The sequence below is a fragment of the Levilactobacillus zymae genome (assembly GCF_032190635.1).
In the GTDB taxonomy this organism is placed as follows: Bacteria; Bacillota; Bacilli; order Lactobacillales; family Lactobacillaceae; genus Levilactobacillus; species Levilactobacillus zymae_A.
The window spans coordinates 18,686-35,796 of sequence record NZ_JAVLAS010000005.1 but is presented as its reverse complement, the minus strand read 5'-3'; the positions used below and the strand labels follow the sequence as shown (position 1 = coordinate 35,796).

At 37.5% G+C, this 17,111-nt stretch carries 18 protein-coding genes and 3 pseudogenes; 9 read left to right on the top strand and 12 right to left on the bottom strand.

All coding sequences use genetic code 11. The features are described from left to right. From RI501_RS13540 to RI501_RS13530, 3 genes are all read right to left on the bottom strand, one after another. Positions 1-642 (bottom strand): replication initiator protein A (locus RI501_RS13540; RefSeq protein WP_313823622.1); only part of this gene is annotated, 642 nt, incomplete at its 3' end. Positions 643-1,266: 624 nt separating this feature from the next. Continuing rightward, positions 1,267-1,509 (bottom strand): hypothetical protein, encoded by a 243-nt coding sequence (locus tag RI501_RS13535; RefSeq protein WP_003590746.1) that lies wholly within the window; start codon positions 1,507-1,509, stop codon positions 1,267-1,269. 3 nt (positions 1,510-1,512) lie between these two features. Then, entirely contained in the window at positions 1,513-2,322 is an 810-nt protein-coding gene (locus RI501_RS13530; RefSeq protein WP_033615103.1) for a ParA family protein, read from the bottom strand. Between the two features lie 255 nt (positions 2,323-2,577). On the opposite strand from RI501_RS13530, the gene RI501_RS13525 reads away from it, so the two are divergent. Further along, positions 2,578-3,596, top strand: a protein-coding gene (locus RI501_RS13525) for an IS3 family transposase (RefSeq protein ID WP_313823619.1) whose coding sequence is annotated in 2 segments (ribosomal slippage) — positions 2,578-2,815 and positions 2,815-3,596 — 1,020 coding nt in all. Because the reading frame shifts where the segments join, the coding sequence is not laid out codon by codon here. On the opposite strand, the gene RI501_RS13520 is transcribed toward RI501_RS13525, so the two are convergent. The 3 genes and pseudogenes from RI501_RS13520 to RI501_RS13515 form a co-directional block, all read right to left on the bottom strand. Beyond that, positions 3,593-4,392 (bottom strand): IS5 family transposase gene (locus tag RI501_RS13520; protein WP_088899809.1). Its coding sequence is split into 2 segments (ribosomal slippage): positions 3,593-4,122 and positions 4,122-4,392, totalling 801 coding nucleotides; the frame shifts between segments, so codons are not numbered across the junction. The two genes, RI501_RS13525 and RI501_RS13520, sit on opposite strands and share 4 nt — an antisense overlap. A gap of 200 nt (positions 4,393-4,592) precedes the next feature. Next, positions 4,593-4,658, bottom strand: a pseudogene (locus RI501_RS13785) (recombinase family protein); the annotation flags it as partial. Between the two features lie 60 nt (positions 4,659-4,718). Then, positions 4,719-5,294 carry a TetR/AcrR family transcriptional regulator gene (locus tag RI501_RS13515; RefSeq protein WP_105923804.1) on the bottom strand — a complete coding sequence of 192 codons (576 nt, stop codon included), beginning with the start codon at positions 5,292-5,294 and terminating at the stop codon, positions 4,719-4,721. 175 nt (positions 5,295-5,469) lie between these two features. On the opposite strand from RI501_RS13515, the gene RI501_RS13510 reads away from it, so the two are divergent. Both RI501_RS13510 and RI501_RS13505 read left to right on the top strand, forming a co-directional pair. Then, positions 5,470-6,399 (top strand): IS30-like element ISLpl1 family transposase, encoded by a 930-nt coding sequence (locus RI501_RS13510; protein ID WP_313819825.1) that lies wholly within the window; start codon positions 5,470-5,472, stop codon positions 6,397-6,399. A gap of 106 nt (positions 6,400-6,505) precedes the next feature. Continuing rightward, a complete protein-coding gene (locus tag RI501_RS13505) occupies positions 6,506-8,350 on the top strand; it encodes an MDR family MFS transporter (RefSeq protein WP_313823615.1) in 1,845 nt (614 codons plus the stop codon). Between the two features lie 4 nt (positions 8,351-8,354). Here RI501_RS13505 and RI501_RS13805 read toward each other — a convergent pair. The 4 genes and pseudogenes from RI501_RS13805 to RI501_RS13490 all read right to left on the bottom strand — a co-directional run. Beyond that, positions 8,355-8,576: pseudogene (locus RI501_RS13805) on the bottom strand (IS30 family transposase); the annotation flags it as partial. A gap of 363 nt (positions 8,577-8,939) precedes the next feature. After that, positions 8,940-9,236, bottom strand: coding sequence for a DUF5839 family protein (locus RI501_RS13500; protein WP_076661460.1), 297 nt, complete (start codon positions 9,234-9,236; stop codon positions 8,940-8,942). 151 nt (positions 9,237-9,387) lie between these two features. Next, a pseudogene (locus RI501_RS13495) lies at positions 9,388-9,636 on the bottom strand (recombinase family protein); the annotation flags it as partial. Between the two features lie 105 nt (positions 9,637-9,741). Beyond that, on the bottom strand, positions 9,742-10,104 hold the full coding sequence (locus tag RI501_RS13490; RefSeq protein ID WP_047021676.1) for a hypothetical protein: 363 nt from the start codon (positions 10,102-10,104) through the stop codon (positions 9,742-9,744). A 60-nt stretch (positions 10,105-10,164) separates the two neighbouring features. On the opposite strand from RI501_RS13490, the gene RI501_RS13485 reads away from it, so the two are divergent. Continuing rightward, the gene (locus RI501_RS13485) at positions 10,165-10,503 is read left to right on the top strand and encodes an ArsR/SmtB family transcription factor (protein ID WP_080952783.1); all 339 of its coding nucleotides are present in this window, start codon (positions 10,165-10,167) and stop codon (positions 10,501-10,503) included. 29 nt (positions 10,504-10,532) lie between these two features. On the opposite strand, the gene RI501_RS13480 is transcribed toward RI501_RS13485, so the two are convergent. Further along, positions 10,533-11,675 (bottom strand): AlbA family DNA-binding domain-containing protein, encoded by a 1,143-nt coding sequence (locus tag RI501_RS13480; RefSeq protein WP_313823611.1) that lies wholly within the window; start codon positions 11,673-11,675, stop codon positions 10,533-10,535. Positions 11,676-11,879: 204 nt separating this feature from the next. Here RI501_RS13480 and RI501_RS13475 point away from each other — a divergent pair, with 204 nt between their 5' ends. From RI501_RS13475 to RI501_RS13455, 5 genes are all read left to right on the top strand, one after another. Continuing rightward, positions 11,880-11,966 carry a putative holin-like toxin gene (locus tag RI501_RS13475; protein WP_153152501.1) on the top strand — a complete coding sequence of 29 codons (87 nt, stop codon included), beginning with the start codon at positions 11,880-11,882 and terminating at the stop codon, positions 11,964-11,966. 279 nt (positions 11,967-12,245) lie between these two features. Further along, positions 12,246-13,637 carry an MFS transporter gene (locus RI501_RS13470; protein WP_047021678.1) on the top strand — a complete coding sequence of 464 codons (1,392 nt, stop codon included), beginning with the start codon at positions 12,246-12,248 and terminating at the stop codon, positions 13,635-13,637. Further along, a complete protein-coding gene (locus RI501_RS13465; protein WP_047021679.1) occupies positions 13,637-14,299 on the top strand; it encodes an HD domain-containing protein in 663 nt (220 codons plus the stop codon). Before RI501_RS13470 ends, RI501_RS13465 begins: the two co-directional genes overlap by 1 nt. A gap of 96 nt (positions 14,300-14,395) precedes the next feature. Continuing rightward, the gene (locus RI501_RS13460) at positions 14,396-15,442 is read left to right on the top strand and encodes an S-adenosyl-L-homocysteine hydrolase (protein WP_313823606.1); all 1,047 of its coding nucleotides are present in this window, start codon (positions 14,396-14,398) and stop codon (positions 15,440-15,442) included. 298 nt (positions 15,443-15,740) lie between these two features. After that, a complete protein-coding gene (locus RI501_RS13455) occupies positions 15,741-15,830 on the top strand; it encodes a putative holin-like toxin (RefSeq protein WP_107696660.1) in 90 nt (29 codons plus the stop codon). A 156-nt stretch (positions 15,831-15,986) separates the two neighbouring features. Here RI501_RS13455 and RI501_RS13450 read toward each other — a convergent pair whose 3' ends face one another. Continuing rightward, positions 15,987-17,111, bottom strand: coding sequence for an ArdC-like ssDNA-binding domain-containing protein (locus RI501_RS13450; RefSeq protein ID WP_313823604.1), 1,125 nt, complete (start codon positions 17,109-17,111; stop codon positions 15,987-15,989).

Sequence of the window (17,111 nt, the reverse complement as noted above, 5' to 3'; positions counted from 1 at the left end):
CTTTTGAGTATCTATATTGTATCTATTAGTATCTATGTTTTTAGAGTCTTTATATAGATTGCTTTCGATTTTCGAAATTCCGCTCGTAGCAAGGGATTGAGAGCTATTGTCAACGAAGTCATGCGGACTTTCGATTTTCGAAATTCCGCTCGTAGCAAGGGATCCAACGAAGTCATGCGGACTTTCGATTTTCGAAATTCCGCTCGTAGCAAGGGATTTCGACGTTTCTTGTCCATATTCGCCCCTTAAATAGACATCAGTTGCTTTCACATCGAGCTTGGAAAGGTATAAACGATTCGGTTCATTCTTTTTCGTTTTAGGATTAAATCCCATTTGAATTTGTTTTAATAGATTGGCTGTTTGTAATTCTTTTTTAATTTTAACGGCTTTTTCAGTAGCACAGTTAAATAAGTCCTGTAATTCTTGAACGGTAAAAATAAAGTAAACATGATTATCTTCATCAACCCAGTGGTTGCGCAAAGAATACTCGAGCCGATCTTTCAGTACCATATAAGCCAATTTAGCGTCACTGCTTAAATGCTTGTATTGCTCGCCATACATTAATACCTTAGGGAACTGGAAAAATAAGGCTCCATATACATTATCGGCTTCATAGTAATTGAAATTTGTTGATTTTGTCATAATAAAAACTCCCTTTCTTGACTGACACACGCTGTCTCAAAAGAGAGTTGCTAAAACATTCGACTTGCATTACAATACAAATCTGATATGCTCTAACTGAATTACAAGGCGTTCATTTAGCCTTGAGGCTTTGTAATTTACCAGCATGTGTCTGTTTGTGAGTTGCCCAGTCGGCAACTTTTTTTAATTTCTAACAACAAAAATGGACTAAATAGCTTCAGTTAGCTACTTAGTCCATTGACTTTAATTTGTTTTTAACTATCCTTAACTTGTCCTTTGGGACTGGTTTGCGGTATAATTAACTTACAAATTAAGAACAATGTTCAGTCGATTTAGACCGGCAAGTTAAAATCGACTGAATCTAAGTAGCTGTCGTGTAGCTACTTGCTAAACCCAAAATCCCTGATTCCTCATGAATCGGGGATTTTTCTGTTTAGCTTGATCTCTTTATTCGGTTGTTAAATTAGTCATAGTCTAGCATAGCGCTTACCTATCGGCAACTTTATTCTGTCTTGTATACTTTACAAGCCCCCATCGGTCCGTTGAGTCCGTTGATCAGATACAAGGTCTTCGTATCAGTTATTGCTATCAACTATTTGTGATTTCATCATTTTCCCCACTCAATTATTCTTGAAAGTCTCTATAAGCATTTTCTATTATGGTATCTAATAAGGTTGATCTTGATTTTGCGTTCAACTGATTAACCATTTCATCTAAACGATCAATATTCTTTTGTTGAATTGAGAAGCTTGTCTTTACTTTTCGTTCCCAATTCAATTTTTCGTTAAGTGCATCTTTTTGCTGAATGTCTCTAGCCACTTGGTAATCGTTGTTGGTACTTGAAAACTTTTCAAATTTGTTTGCCATAAGTTAATCATTCCCCTGTTTTTGGATTTCTGAAAACACGTCACTTAATAGTTTGAGAAATGGCTCTTGTTCATGCAACTTGTCATTCTGGGTTGCATATTCTAGTATGCCCTCCTTTGCAAGCATACTAGCGTTAACTAATTCCTTTTCTGGGATAACCCCAATGACATTATCTATATGTTTGAGTGCTGATAAAAATTCGTGAGAAGAATTAGTATTGTGTTTGATTCGATTGCCTAAAAAGAATACGTTGGCAGTAATATATGATTTACCACTAACTGGATCAACAACTTCATCTTGTAAAGTTCCCACACTTTGCAATACTTTTGTATGACTTTCATACCCAAATCGACTTGGTTCCATTGGAGAAATGATTTTATCGGCTACAGCTACACCATTTTTGCTTAACAGGTTCCAAGCTGGTGGCAAGTCGATAATTATGTAGTCATATTTTTGATTCAGTTCTTGCGCATTTTTAACAAACCACATAAATAATAGCAATTCTCTATTTGGTTTTGAGGCTAAACGATCTGCTACTTCTTCCAGGTTGCTAGTTGATGGAATTATCGCGATATTATCCTGAACTTGTGTCTCAATTAACCCGGAGCTTGGTTTTTCTAGGACATCTGCAATGGTGGGCTTTCCACTGAAATTAAAATGTTCATTTTCAAAAGTGCCCGTCAAACTCTTCTGTGCGTCCAAATCGATCATCAAAACTTTTTGATCTTGTGTTTGTAAAAATTTGGCGAACTGAAATGCCATTGTGGTTTTACCAACGCCACCTTTGATAGCCATAAAACTGATTACTTGCATAACACACTTTCCTCCTAACATATAAAGATAAAGGTAATACTTAACAAATACCTTATTCTTCTACATAATACGACTTTAAGAACACAAAATCAAGATAAAAGTAGTACTAACGGAATACATAAAACGCATAAAGGTATTTATTTGGTGGTATAAATAGGTTTCAACAATTAGTCATACTGCTCCTATACTGAAATTTGGTACCAAAATCATTAGATTTTGTGTCATAATGATAAAAATCAGAATAGGAGTTTTTTTATGAAATATTATTCAGATGAATTTAAAAACAACATCGTTAAGCTTTATCACAATGAAAATCGTTCAAAGAAATCCTTAGCCAATGAATATGGGGTTCATCCAACCACCATCAGTCATTGGATCAAGCGGGCCAAATTAGTTGAACTACCTGACGGTGGCGTAACAAGTGTTGAAGCCTTCAAGCAACTACAGAAAGAAAACCAGCAGTTAAAAGAAGAAAATGAAATTTTAAAAGCAGCGGCGGTGTTACTGGGAAGGCATTAGGTAAAGTTAAAGCCATAGACTTTATCAACGAACAATTATGTAAACACCGCCTCTGGATAATCTTGAAAGCCTTAGGGCTTTCTAAAAGTACGTATTATCATTGGAAACACTATCAGACAAGTCGTCATGATAAACAAGATACGATTTTAAAAAGCCAGATCTTTGAAATTTGGAAAAATAATTATAAAGCCTATGGGTACCCTCGGATCACAATTGCCATGAGAAGACTTGGTGTAGTCATTGGCCCCAATCGTGTCTACCGATTAATGCAGGAGTTAGGCATTCGATCACTAATGGGGCGGCGTTTTAAGAAGCCAGGCACCCATGTAGATTATTCTCAACGGCCTAACTTGATTAAGAACCATCTAATCGGAACTATTTGGCGTGCTGACATAACCTACCTAGAACTAAGACCAGGCACTTGGGTTTATCTAAGTACCATCTTTGACCAAGCTAGTAAGCAAATCATCGCTTTCAACATTGGCAAGGAGATGGCATCGAAACTGATTATTAAGACATTGTTGCAAGCCTTGAGCAGGGCTTCTAAGCCAACCTTTTTGCACTCTGATATGGGTTCACAATACACCAGTATTGCTTATGAAGGCCTGTTAAAGCGGCACCTGATTAGGCATTCATATTCCAAACAAGGTTATCCATATGATAACGGTCCGCTCGAAGCTTTCCATTCGCTACTTAAACGAGAATTTATTTTTCAAACACGTTTTACTAGTTTTGAGGACTTAGAACGTGTTTAGAATCTTTTCAAGAGTATTCGCAGGAAGGCTAAGCTAATCATCATCTTACTGGTGTTCAGCTTTCGCTCACAATTGCGCCAGAGGCGCCGATATTTTCCTAGCCAGCTAAAACTGCGTTCGATAACCCAGCGTTGCGGGGTCACTTGACCGTGCCTAAGGTCACTCTGTTTAGCAATAATGACTTCAGCGTTAATCATTGCCTGAACTGATTGAGCGAAGTTGTTACCAGTATAACCACCATCGGCCATTACTCGTTGAACCAGGTCAAACTGTGATTTGTTTAACGCCAGTAGCGCATTGGCGCCATCACGCTCAGAAACATTGGCGGTTGTCACATGGACTGCCATCGGCAGCCCATTGATATCTACAGCAAGATGGCGCTTAATCCCACTCACCTTTTTACCACCATCGTAGCCGCTACTTTCAGCAGGATCGGTATTCTTGACACTTTGAGCATCTAGAATGATGAACGATGTATAAACTGAACGCTTCTGAGCCAACCGATGTTGGCTGACAATTTTTTTAAAACCTTATCCAGAGGAGTGATACCAGCAGGAGATGGCGTTTTAGTCCAAAGTAACCAGTAATAATAGACGGTTTCCCATTTAGGAAAATCGCTGGGTAAATCGCGCCAAACGCACCCATTTTTCAAGGTATAAAGCAGGGCACAAAAGATATCATATAAATCAACCTTTCTTGGCTTAGTCCGCTTACGTATGCCTTCTAGATCTGTCCGGATTAGTTCAAATTGTTCACGAGAGATGTCGCTACTATAATGGTGTGCAAAGCTTTTCATGGATTAAAAACTCCTGTTTTTGATCTAATTTAACTAAAATCAAATCGAATGTCAAAGTATCCAAACACGTTCTTAGTCCTCAGAGTTGAAAATTACATTAACTGGTATAACACCGAAAGAATTAGGATAAACGGCTAATTTTTTTAGTACCAAAACTTGACGTAGGAGCATACCTATTATCTGTTAACATTAAATTTCTTTCAATACCTTATAAAGGTTGTCCGTTTAATTCCTGTATTACGGGCAACATCGACATCACTCATGCCCCTCATTTTGAATGGTATTCATAATCTTAGTTAAATCCTGATTGTTTCTGTCTAACTAATCTAGTTTGTATTCAAACTATCAGCTAATTGCTGGGCAGCCAACAACATTAAATCCTTAATTTGTTCTGGTGACTCAGGCTGATCTTGGCCTAACCAGACACGTAGAATATTGGTAAAACCACCTAGTTGAAAAGCCATCACATAATTCACTTGGGTAGGAGTGCCCTGAACATGCCAAGGAGCTGCAAACTGTTGATAACGGGGGATTGCTTTTTGCTGCCAAATTTCATTCATGTGATCAAATAAGCCTTGGCGGATCAATAATTGAATTAAATCTCGTTTTTGCCACCAAAAATTTAAAAAAATGTCAAAAGTAGTTTTTAACATCATTTCCCCTACCTGTGGTTTCTGCTGGAGCAATTGTTCAAAGTACTGGTCGAACAACTGATCACACAAGTAATTAATAACCGCTTCTTTATTTTTAAAAGAATGATAGAACGTTTTTCGCGATAATTCAGCGGTTTGGGCAATTTCAGTAATAGAAATATCCTGAAAGTTCTCTTTCGTCATTAAATTTATAAGGGCGTCACATAACCATTGCTTAGACTGCTCAACCATACGCTGCTTTCCGTTCATTTTATTAACATCTCCTCTACTATCGGTAACAAATTATAGCAATCTGTAGCACTTAGCCAATAAGGATTGTTTTTATGGTAGATTGTAAAATTAATCCGAACGCTGTTCGGACAAAAAAGATCAGCTTCCTTTAAAATGGTGTTTACCACAAACCCATCTTTTAGGAGCTGATCTTTTGTCTAGTATAACCTATTCCGAACGAATTAAAATCGAAACCTTTTGTGAACTAGGGCTGTCCAATATCCAAATGGGCGTTCGGCTGAACCGATCACCGTCAACAATTTCTTATGAATTATCTCGATGTCAACCTTATCAGGCTGAATTAGCACAAACAGATGCCGAATACAAGCGATCACGATGTGGTCGGAAAACTAAGCTGAGCGATGAGTTAAAGCAAAAAATTCTCAACCATTTACGTCTAAGCTGGTCACCAGGAATGATTGCTCACGAATTTAAACTAGCTACTAAATCTATTTATAATTGGCTAAATCAGGGGAGAATTGATTTCTCCTTGAATGATCTACCTGAACATGGCGTACGCCAACGGCGTAACGTTGACCAACGATCCAAATATAATCAATCTTTGGGGCGATCAATTGAACAGCGTCCCATGATGATTAATCAACGTAATCGCATCGGCGATTTTGAACTAGATACAGTCGTTGGTCCTCGTGGGCATAGTAAGGCAGTTTTATTAACTTTAATCGATCGAAAATCACGGTTCCTTTGGGCATACCGGTTAAAAGATCGAACGACAGCGAGTGTTAATGAAGCACTGACTAAGTTCCTAACAACTTTTAATGGACCGGTGCACAGTTTTACTGTGGACCGTGGTACTGAGTTTAGTGGGCTAGTATCATTTGAATCACAATATGGTATTAAGACCTATTACTGTCATGCTTATACGCCAGCTGAACGTGGTAGTAATGAACGCTTTAATCGGAATTTACGTTATTTTTATCCTAAGGGGACTCGTTTTGAGCACATTAGTGCTCAAGATTTAACGACGACGTTACTCCAAATTAACCAGCGACCGCTTAAAATACTCGACTGGCAAACACCGTATCAGGTTATGCTGACCAATTTGTCCAAAAATTCGGATTAAATTTGCAATCTACCTTATGCTTAGGACTAATTATACTAAAAGTCGCAAATAAAGGTAACAAATGTTTCCTTTGTATTCATCTGTTACCGAAAGGAGCGTTTGATAGATGTCAAAAGCTACTAAAATTATCAGTTTTATCGGGTTAACCATTGCGATGTTTATGGGCACCTTAGACAGTACTATCGTCAACATTGCTTTACCCAAAATTATGAGCCATTTCAATGCCAGTCTAACTGATACAAGTTGGGTTGCCACTATCTATATGTTAGCCTTAGCCGTGTTTATGATCACTGGTTCAAAGATTGCCGATCGTTATGGTCGTAAAAAAATTATGTTATTAGGATTAGCCTTATTTGGCAGCTTTTCTGCGGCTTGTATGCTGGCAACGTCGTTACCAGAATTGATTGTTTTTCGATTTTTTCAAGGATTAGGCGGTGCCATTATTACCCCGATTGTCTTACCAATGGGAATTGAAATATTTGGCAAAGCGTATATGTCTAAAATTGCTAGTGCTGTGGGAGCGGTAACGGCTTTAGCCGCTGCCGGAGGGCCACCGATTGGTGGTGTGATTATTGAATATGCTTCTTGGCGCTGGGTATTTGGCATTAATGTCCCCTTAACCATTGTAGCCTTTCTAATTATAGCTATGGGGGTAAGAGAATCATATGACGAATCCTTGGCGGGGAGAATTGATTTACCAGGAACGATTCTTTTAACACTAGGCTTGGGTGGCCTAACCTTTGGCCTACTAGAAGGCCGCCAATATGGTTGGCAATCAGGTATCATCTTAGGAACACTCATTGGCGGCGTATTAGCTATTGGATTATTCATCTTTATCGAAAGTAAAGTCAAACACCCACTACTTGAATTAGATTTGTTCCGTGAAAAAACCCTAACTGCTTCTAGTTTAGTTTACTTTTTAACCGGCTTTGCATTAGTTAGCCCCACCCTGATTTTAAATTACTTTTTACAAGACGTTCTGAACGATACAGCATTACATGCAGCCCTAATTATTATTCCAGTTTCCTTAACAATCATGGTAGCGATGCCTTTGGGAACTAAGTTATTTGATCAAGTTGGCGCAGTTCCGGTTACTTTGATTGGACTCTTAGTCATGGCAGCTAGTTTACTACTCTTGTCGTTTATCACTACCACAACGCCTAAAGCTGTTGTCATTACTTTTCTGGTGATTAACGGTGTTGGTTTTGGGTTCTCTTCGGTTTCGTTAGTGGCCTCGGTTAAGCATTTGCCAAAAAATAAAAGTGGGATTGGTTCGGGAATTGTTAACGCAGCGCGCCAAATTGGCACCTGCTTAGGAATTGCAATTCTAGTAACGGTCCTTGATAATAATGTCAATACAGCTAAGCAGCATATTCATCAAGATGCCATTCAAATTGTTGATCGACAGCAATTATCACCAAAAGTAAATAAAGTGGCTCATCAACAATTGAATAGCCTATTTTCCACTACTGGATCAGCCAAATTGACAACTAAAAACAAACAGACGAACCTAAGACGTGCCCTTAAACAAGCGGCCAAATCTCAAGTTGATTTACCACAGCCCCAAAAGGAAACCGATCTTCACCAGGTCTATCAAGCCCAGAAGAAGCTAGCACTAGCTACTGACAACTTAAAAGCGGGCAACCAGCAACTAGCACTTACCTTAACCAAGTTAGAAAATCAAAATACCGCTATATCTAAACTATCAGTAGCTTCTCAAAAAATTAATTTGGGTAATCAGAAAATAAGCAAGGGCCAGAAAAAATTGTTAGTAGGTCTCAAACAATTGGCACAAAAAGAAGCTTTAACGACAGCTTTGAGAAAAATTAAGCATACTAAGAATCGACAAATCAGCCAGGCCTTCAGTCATACCTACTTAGTAGGAGCGGTGATTGTCTTGATTCTGTCGCCGATTGCTTTGTTGACAGATCGTAAGCCATTAAAAAGTTGACCGGTGGGCGTAGTTGAATTGGTTTACGCCCACAATGTTGTTTATGCTTTCGATAGTGGCATTGGTAATCAATAATCGTACCGCCAGCGTCAAGAAACCGATAAATACGATACACAGTTTCAGCACTCCGATGGAGCGCTGGGGCCACTAGATAAGCCTTTTTACCGAGTTTCCAAAAAGAATAAATTGTGGCAAGTTCGTCTATGGTAAGATGAGTATAGGTCATTTGTGATCAGCCTTTCTTTTGATTTTGACACTCAAAAGTCTATCACAAATGGCTTTTTAAATTTCTAACTTAATTTTACAAACCGGGTCTAATATAGTTGTAGATAATTCAAACTATAACCTGTTTTTTTCTTTAATATACTGAGCTATATTATCTGGGTCCGGATATATGAATTTTCTATTTATACCAATATTATCTAGCTCTTCTAGAATTTTCCCCTTATTTTTTATAGTAATTTCATATTCATAATCAATTTTTTGAACTACATTTGCTACAACATTTATATTAAACATTGGGCTACTTTTATGAGCTTAAAATGTGGCCCATACCAACGTGGAATAATAGTTGGTACGGGCCATTAAGTTATTTCATCAGGTCATCAAACGTTTGATTAACCGTCTCTTGATCACGATTGTTCGTAAATGCTTTAACTGGTTGTAAGTCACTTAAATCATTGGCAACTTCCTTTGTCGCATAAATCATAACTGGGGTACGCTTCGCAAACTGGGTTTGGACTAACGCCACATTACCAACTACCGGGGTGCCCTTCGTCTTTTCGGTAATCCGCCACTTATACAACTTTTTTGTATTCAAAACATGTTTTGCCCGCTCATCAGGATCATGCACAATATGATAGGCCATTAACACATTATCAGCCATGTTGATTCCTCCTATTTTGGCCATCGGTCATTCCTTAATATCTTTAGTATACGTGCTGAACCCTCAGATTAGCAATTATTTGAACCAAGCCACCAATCGATCAAACCAAGTTTGGTGATGACCAGTTTGGGTCATCTTAACTACTTTAGTAACCGTTGGCTTGGATGGTGTTCATAATCTTAGTTAAGTCTTGATTATTCCGTCCCAAGCGATCTAATTCCGTGACCATTACAATATCACCCTCACGAATATAGGCCAGCATTTTTTGCAGTTCTGGCCGATTAGTGTTAGCCCCACTTAATTTATCCGTAAATAATTTATCAACGTCTTTTAAAGCCGCTAACTGTCGATCTAAATGTTGCTCCTTGGAACTCACACGCGCATAACCGATTTTAGCCATTTCCAATTCTCCTTTTGGACAGTTCTAATGAACACTTGTAATGCCTAGTATAGCACAGAAATAAAAAAGACCACTAGGGTATACCCTAGTGGCCACTTTGATTTTCTACTTACTAATTTCAACTTTCAAAAAGCTTATTTTATTTTGTTGGCTAAATTGGTATTGATCAAAGCCATGAAGCGCAAATAATTTACCATTCCTTTTGCGACCGGCAACAACCCATTCAGTCTTGTATTCATCGTTATTAGGACTGATACAACATAAATGGCGTAGTTCCTGATTATCTTTAAAAAAGTTCTCAAAGAAACTAGCAATCTTAGCTGTATTATCAGCAACAACCCCATTAGCTCCCTCAACAACAGCATCATTGGAAAATAAATTGATGATTTCGTTTAATGCTTGGTGATCACTAGAAGCTAAATCTGATAGTTTAAAGTAATGTTCAATTATTTCTAATTTTTGGTTCATAGCAGTTCCTTCTTTCAATTGTTTAGTATATACTAAACAATTGAAAAGTAAATTATCTTAATGGGAAGTGACAAGAAGGTGACAGATACTGTTTTTACTAACGCTGACATCGACAAATTAACCCTTACTCAAATATTGAAATCACTAAGTGACCCCACTCGGATAAAAATTGTATCCACACTATTTAAAGAAAACCAAGAATGTTCCTGTGAAATTTTTAGTGACCTAGGCAAGAAAAGCAACTTGTCACAACATTATAGGAATCTACGACTAAATGGTTTAATCTCAATTAGACATTCAGGTGTTCATAGTTATCTAACCTTACGACAAGCAGAATTGAATCGACGATTCCCTCATTTATTAAAGACTATCGTTTTTGATTATCAATTAGGAAACTAGTTTAACCTCCGCAGGTTAACGCATAGCCTTCATTTATTTATTGTTTTATTTATATATCGAGTTAACTTTATTTGACTGATCATAGACGAAAAAGTGTGCCTTTCCACATATTTTTTACCGAACGTGGTTGTTAAATGTTTGTTTAGCTCTTTTACTTCTTTATCTTTTGGAGAAAAATCAATTTTTTTGCTTTCTATTTCCGATTCGATTAGTTGTTTTTGTTTGTCATCGCTATACTGTACTATAGAATTAAAATAGTCATCGATCGTAAATGTACCTGTAGCATGTCGTTTTTGATAGTTAACGACATTACCTACTTTTTCTCTAAGGCTATTGGCAAAATAATAATAGTAATATAAATCCTTTATTTTAGAAATTTCAGGATAAATTACAAATCCCCTACCACCATCTAAAGACATGCCTGTTAAAGGATTCATTACATCTTGTTGATTATATTTTAATGAAACAGAAGACCAGAATATTTGGGGATTGGGTAAGTTTACGCTAAAGCTTTCAACCTGTATAGAAGTTTCTTGGTCTTCCCTTTCTTCTATCTCAATGCAAAAATTGGGATCTATATTATAAACAAACTTTTCTGGGTCACCATCATGCCATGACCAATTACAAATGTCATCTAATAAGTACGGGAAACGATCTTTGGGTTTTAAATCGAGGTGGAAATGTTTCTGCCACAATTTTTCCATAGTTTTGTAAGGAGGAACAGATTGAAATCCAAAATCAGAATCTTTATCTCTGAAGAATATAGTCCCCTTGCTAATTGGCCTTCCCTTTCCCTTAAAATCGTCTGCTAAATAAAAGGGGACTTGATCACTATCTTTGATTGTAAGAATATTCACTATTTTGCCATCAACAGGTAGTTTATTGAATATAACGTTTGGAATGGAATCATTGGCAAAATGAACGTGTGTTAAAAAATCGGTGATCATTTGTTGGTTCTTTTGGTTTTTATCTTCATCAGTTATGCCAACAACGTGTTTACTATCATCGATTCCATATATCAAATAGCAATCTTTATGGTGAGCTGTGTTAGCAAAACTTAGAATATCTTTTAGAAGTTCACTATTTGTGTTCTCCCAGCGTTCTTTAAAATCGTAAGTGTCAGTTTCGTGTTGATTTGATTTCAGAATTTCAGATAGTTCAGATATGTTCATGTTTTGCCTCCATAATAATAACCCTTTGTAATTACTTACATGCTTGGTAGATTCCTAGTTTGCCTGTATAATTAAAGTTTGTAGAGAAGTTAAGGCGGTGGCTATTTCCGATCGGAGGTGGTGCTTATGGTGTTAAACCCTTAAAGCCCATAAATCCTAACGAAAGGAGTAGCCTAAGTGTCCGTTGCGGACGCTTTACAATTAATGCTAGCTTTCGGTACATTTATCGTGGCCTTAATCGCATTAATTGTTGAGCTGATCAAAAGTCAGCAAAAAAATAATCCGTCTTAGCTTTTGGCAGGGCTAACGGATTATTTAATCTATTATTAAACTTTGCCACCGTCTTAAACGGTTCTACATGGGAAGTCCTGTTCTAGCGGGGCTTCCTTTTTCTGTCTACATTATAGCATGCCTATAACGGACTTGCGACTATTTTAAGTGTAGTTTCTCAAAGGCTAGAGAAACAATTGTTCGTTTTTGAAAATATGTAGGAGCAACGGCCTAAGAACCATATATAGTGGTATAATATGTGATGAAAAAACTACATGTAGTGTTTGGAAGGTGCAATTCTTGGTTCAAGAGAAACACAACAAACTATTGAGCGCAATAATTTCGATTGGTCTTTTAAGCTTTTTAGGAATAGTGGTTGAAACAGCGTTAAACATAACCTTCCCACAATTAACAACGTATTTTTCTATACCTATCAGTCAAGTTCAATGGTTGACTACTGGATATATGCTAGTCTCAACTAGTTTGATTCCATTGGGTTCATTCTTTTTAAGACGGTTTCGTGTGGTAACTTTATTTAGAGTTTCGTGCTTAAGCTTTTTAGTCGGTACGTTGATTGCAAGCTTTTCCAACAGCTTTAATTTAGTTTTGCTAGGCCGCTTATGTCAAGGCATTGCTGATGGAATCGCGTTACCGTTGATGTTTGCTGTCGTACTAGATCAAGTGCCAAAGAAAAAAGTTGGCACTTTTATGGGGATAGGTAGCTTAGTTATTGCCTTTGCACCAGCAGTGGGGCCCATATATGGTGGCATAATTCAGGACACATTAAATTGGCATTTTCTATTTATAATTTTAATACCAATTATTATGGTTACCTGGCTGCTTGGTGAGCTTAGCATTGAACAAAGTTCACCGGTTCATTACGTTCCCTTTGATGTCCGTGGGGGCATTTTCTTGGCCATTTTTTTGACAACGACGTTGATGTTTATTGCTAACTTGACTGCTAACAGTAGCTCTTTTAAATTGTATTTGTTTTTACTAGGAACAGCTTTTTTTAGTGGCTTACTTTTCCTTCTTAATGAGAAGCATAAGAGCCATAAATTATTGGAATTAAGTCTCTTTAAAAACAAACGCTTTTTGCAGTTGTTAAGTGCTTTTTTTCTATTGCAATTCAGTTCTTTGAGTATGTCATACTTAATCCCTAATGTGCTACAAATACTTTTTGCCCAGTCACCTGGTTTGGTAGGTTTTCTAATTGCTCCTGCCGCTGTGATTGATGCAGTGCTATCGGTGGTTGCTGGTATTATTTACGATAAAACTGCACCCCGCTTACCCATTATAAGTGGCTGTATAATCATTGGACTGACCTTTTTGGGCGCCAACCTATTTACACCAAGTATTGGCGGGCTGGTTTTAATATATATGCTTTTTATGGTGGGATTGAGCTTTAGCTACAGTAACATCATGACCTATAGTTTGTCTCAATTACCTGCTGGGTTAGTAAATGATGGTAATTCGATTTATATGACGGTTCAAGCTTATTCAGGAGCAGTTGGAATTGCAATATCGTCCTCTATTGTTTCTTTATTGCAGAAACAACAAGGGAGTGTAATTTCAGGGACAAAATGGGGGTTAGCAATCAATTTCTTGATTTTGTTTTTTGTTGCCGTATTCACAATTTCTCTATGCTTGATAGCTTTACGAAATAAAGTAATTAAAGGAGATAAAGAGTAATGAGTTTAGATGATATAAAATCATTTTCTAAAGAAAATATGGCCTTTGATCCAACTGGGCATGATTTTCTTCATGCCCAAAGAGTGGCTAAGTTAGCTCAAAAAATATATACAGAAGATTTTAAAAAAGATGAAACTGATATTGGTCTGTATGTTGTGAAAGCAGCTAGCTATTTGCATGACACCATAGACGAAAAAGTCACTGCAGATAAAAAGAATAGACTGAGAGAAGTACGAATTATACTTAGCCATGAGAATATTGCAACTCCGGCTAGAGAAGACATTTTAGATATTATCCAACATATGTCATATTCTGACAACATTGAACACCATTACCAGCTTTCTAACGAAGGTAAATGTGTTCAGGACGCTGATAGACTTGATGCACTAGGTGCAATCGGCATAGCACGTGCATTTGCTTACGGCGGGCACGCTGGACAGGAAATATACGATCCCAAAATATCAGTGAAGGAAATCAAAACACACGATGATTATCGCCATCACAAAAGTACAACCATCAATCACTTTTATGAAAAGCTACTGAAATTAGCAAGTTCAATGAATACCAGAATGGGAAAGCAAGAAGCCAGTCGTCGAACAAAGTATATGCGTGATTTCTTATCTGAATTCCAAATGGAAACAGGTGTAAAAGATGAGACATAATGAGTATCTATTAGATAAATCGTATTTCGAAAAAGTCGCTGCGCTTTTTAATAAAGGACAGTCTGATCCCCAAAAAATCCTGTCGTAGAGCACGCTGTGATTAACAGTTTGGATTTTATAGACTATTTATGTGAACACTACGAAGTGTACTTTATACCCAAGCCCAAAAGTATCGATCGTAAAGTCCTTAAACATTTATCAAAAACTTGTACAATATTAGATGTTTCTAGGAAAGAATTAGCAGGCGTTGATACACCTAACTTGATAAAGAAAATTGTCGGACAGGACACGTTTGCAATTATTGATATTGGTGGGTATTTTGTACCAAGATTAAGTGACATTCAGAAACAGTTTAAAGGTCAATTGGTTAAAATAATCGAGGATACGGAAAATGGCTACCAAAAGTATGAAGATAAGCTGTCCAATAATTCAATATCAGTCCCAATACTATCAGTGGCAAGAAGTTCTTTAAAAATTGAGGAAGATTTTTTGGTTGGACATGAGATTGTAGTCAAATCCGAAATCTTTTTAGCAGATTATGGAACGACGCTTTTAGGCAAGAAAGTACTAGTTATTGGCTATGGTAAAGTTGGCTCCAGTATAGCGGGTAATTTAAGAAAACGTGGTGCAATAGTCACAGTTTCTGATAAAAGGGCAATACGATTAGCTAACGCATTAGCCCATGGGTACCAAATAACTAATGATATATATACTGAGCTAATTGACGTTGATATTGTGTATATAGCTAATGGAGAGAAGTCTATTGATACTCTTCAACTAAAAAAATTGGATTTGAAACATACTTTATATAGCTTTTCTGTAACTTCAGCGGACGATACTTTTAAAAATAGTCAAATGATCAACAAATTACCCCGCTATGGACACAATGGTGGGTATAAAATTTTAAAAACTAAAAGCAATAGGACTATTATTCTAGCAAATTCAGGGGACGCAATTAATTTCACATACTCTATATCAACATTAGCTTCCTACGTTCAATTAACACAGGCTGAAATGGCAGTTATACTACAAAAAGACATTTCAGGTGAAGAAAATCAGGGAATTGTTGAATTAAATGAAAACGACAGAGAAAAAATTGCTAAAGAATGGTTGGTAGAGATATTCAAATTTGTTAAAAGTTGAATTAAATGAAAAAAGCTTAAAGAATTATACAAATAAGCTCTGGTTGCTACCGACAAAGAGATTCTAAGCTGCTTTTAGTTGCTGCTAAACTTTGATCGTAGTATTAAACAAAAATACCTTATTAAGCGCAACTTTCACTGAAACAGTTGATAACAATATTAAGATGAAATTTGGTTTCCTCGTCAAAGTTTCTGTATAATAGATTAAGCAGGAAGTTTTAAGGGCGGTGGCTGTCTTTTCCCTTGCGAGGTGAGGCCCATGGGAACATGGAATAATCTTCAGGAAGGTTTCACAGTCAATGAGCGTCTTCCAGGCACTCTCGTTGATGTTGCTGTTTGGCACGTTTTTAATCGCGCTACTCAGCTATATCGACAAGCACCACAAATAAAAAAGCCGCCCCGATTATAACTTTGGCGAGTTACGGGACGACATTAATATAGTTTTGTAATTATGCCACCGCCTTTGAAGCGGCTTGCGTGGGAAGCCCTGTTTTCGGCGGGGCTTCCTTTTCTGTTTCCATTATAGCATGCCCTTTAAAAACTGGCTAACGTTTTAGACTTTGATCGGGTTCAGAATCTGGTTGTTTAATTTCTGGATTCTTTTTAGCAAATGCTTGCAGTTGCTTTTGTGTTCGCTCACTGATTTCATGGTGTACATCATTTAATTTATTTTTTAGTTCTGATTTTTGTTGTGGATTAGTTGCTTGCTGAACTTGTTGTTGCAAGCCTTGATAGGACTTATTAAGATCATGGGCTGATAGCTTTTTTAGATCATGCGCAGGCTCTTTTGGGGCTTCTTGTAAGCCTAATTGTTTGGTTAAGCCATCGCTAAGTTCAATCACTTTGTTGCTAACTTGCTGGATTTCACTTAAAGCACTATGGATCACGGCTTTATCTTTAGCCCAGGTGGCCACGTAACCGAGTGAGTAGTTGCTGGTATCAACGCCAATATTTTGCATGGCAACATATGCGACCGCTTCGGCCTGGGTTTCCTGATAGGCTCGTGGCCGATCTTTAAAGGCTGATTTTATGCCGTGTAGCTGGCTATGCGCATATTCGTGGTATAACGTCTTTAGTTTCAAAGCATTGTCAGGCTCATCGCCACCAATGACGATTTCATTAGTGCTGGGTTGAAAATACCCCTTAGCCCCATTTAGCGTCGCTAAAGGCACTTCACTGACTTTAAGGTCGGTTTGCTGGTTTAAATAATCTTTGAACGCGTTATATAAGCTTGTCACATTCTGATGATCGGCCAAATTTTCTTTGACAAAGTCTTTAGCACTTAACACTGGTTCACCGCTAGTTTGTGCCACATCAAAGACGGGTAGATAGCGATAACCGACAATGGCGCGCTCATCGGTGGTATCAAGATGCTTCTGCTCGGCTGGTGTTAGCTTCTTAATGATCGGAGCCGCAATCCGAATCGCTTTTGCGCCCCGGTTGACGGTGCGGTTAAAAGCCTTCTGCCATTGCTTAAAACCGGCGACTTGAGTGGCTTGAGGATTTTGCGCATAAATTAAATCAATGTTTCTGGCGCTATAACGATGAAATTTAGCCAGGGTATTGAGATACTGTTTAAATTGGTCACTATCAGTTAATTTTAGGATTTGCTGTTCAGCCTGGGCGACTAATTGTGCTTTCCAAGCCTTAACATTTGCTTTATTTGGCAT

Bases quoted from the DNA above. Each gene is read 5' to 3' on its own strand.
- RI501_RS13535 (WP_003590746.1), bottom strand. From the start codon at position 1,509: ATGGCAAACAAATTTGAAAAGTTTTCAAGTACCAACAACGATTACCAA.
- RI501_RS13530 (WP_033615103.1), bottom strand. From the start codon at position 2,322: ATGCAAGTAATCAGTTTTATGGCTATCAAAGGTGGCGTTGGTAAAACC.
- RI501_RS13515 (WP_105923804.1), bottom strand. From the start codon at position 5,294: ATGAACGGAAAGCAGCGTATGGTTGAGCAGTCTAAGCAATGGTTATGT.
- RI501_RS13505 (WP_313823615.1), top strand. From the start codon at position 6,506: ATGTCAAAAGCTACTAAAATTATCAGTTTTATCGGGTTAACCATTGCG.
- RI501_RS13500 (WP_076661460.1), bottom strand. From the start codon at position 9,236: ATGGCTGATAATGTGTTAATGGCCTATCATATTGTGCATGATCCTGAT.
- RI501_RS13490 (WP_047021676.1), bottom strand. From the start codon at position 10,104: ATGAACCAAAAATTAGAAATAATTGAACATTACTTTAAACTATCAGAT.
- RI501_RS13485 (WP_080952783.1), top strand. From the start codon at position 10,165: ATGGGAAGTGACAAGAAGGTGACAGATACTGTTTTTACTAACGCTGAC.
- RI501_RS13480 (WP_313823611.1), bottom strand. From the start codon at position 11,675: ATGAACATATCTGAACTATCTGAAATTCTGAAATCAAATCAACACGAA.
- RI501_RS13475 (WP_153152501.1), top strand. From the start codon at position 11,880: ATGCTAGCTTTCGGTACATTTATCGTGGCCTTAATCGCATTAATTGTT.
- RI501_RS13465 (WP_047021679.1), top strand. From the start codon at position 13,637: ATGAGTTTAGATGATATAAAATCATTTTCTAAAGAAAATATGGCCTTT.
- RI501_RS13455 (WP_107696660.1), top strand. From the start codon at position 15,741: ATGAGCGTCTTCCAGGCACTCTCGTTGATGTTGCTGTTTGGCACGTTT.
- RI501_RS13450 (WP_313823604.1), bottom strand. From the start codon at position 17,111: ATGCCAAATAAAGCAAATGTTAAGGCTTGGAAAGCACAATTAGTCGCC.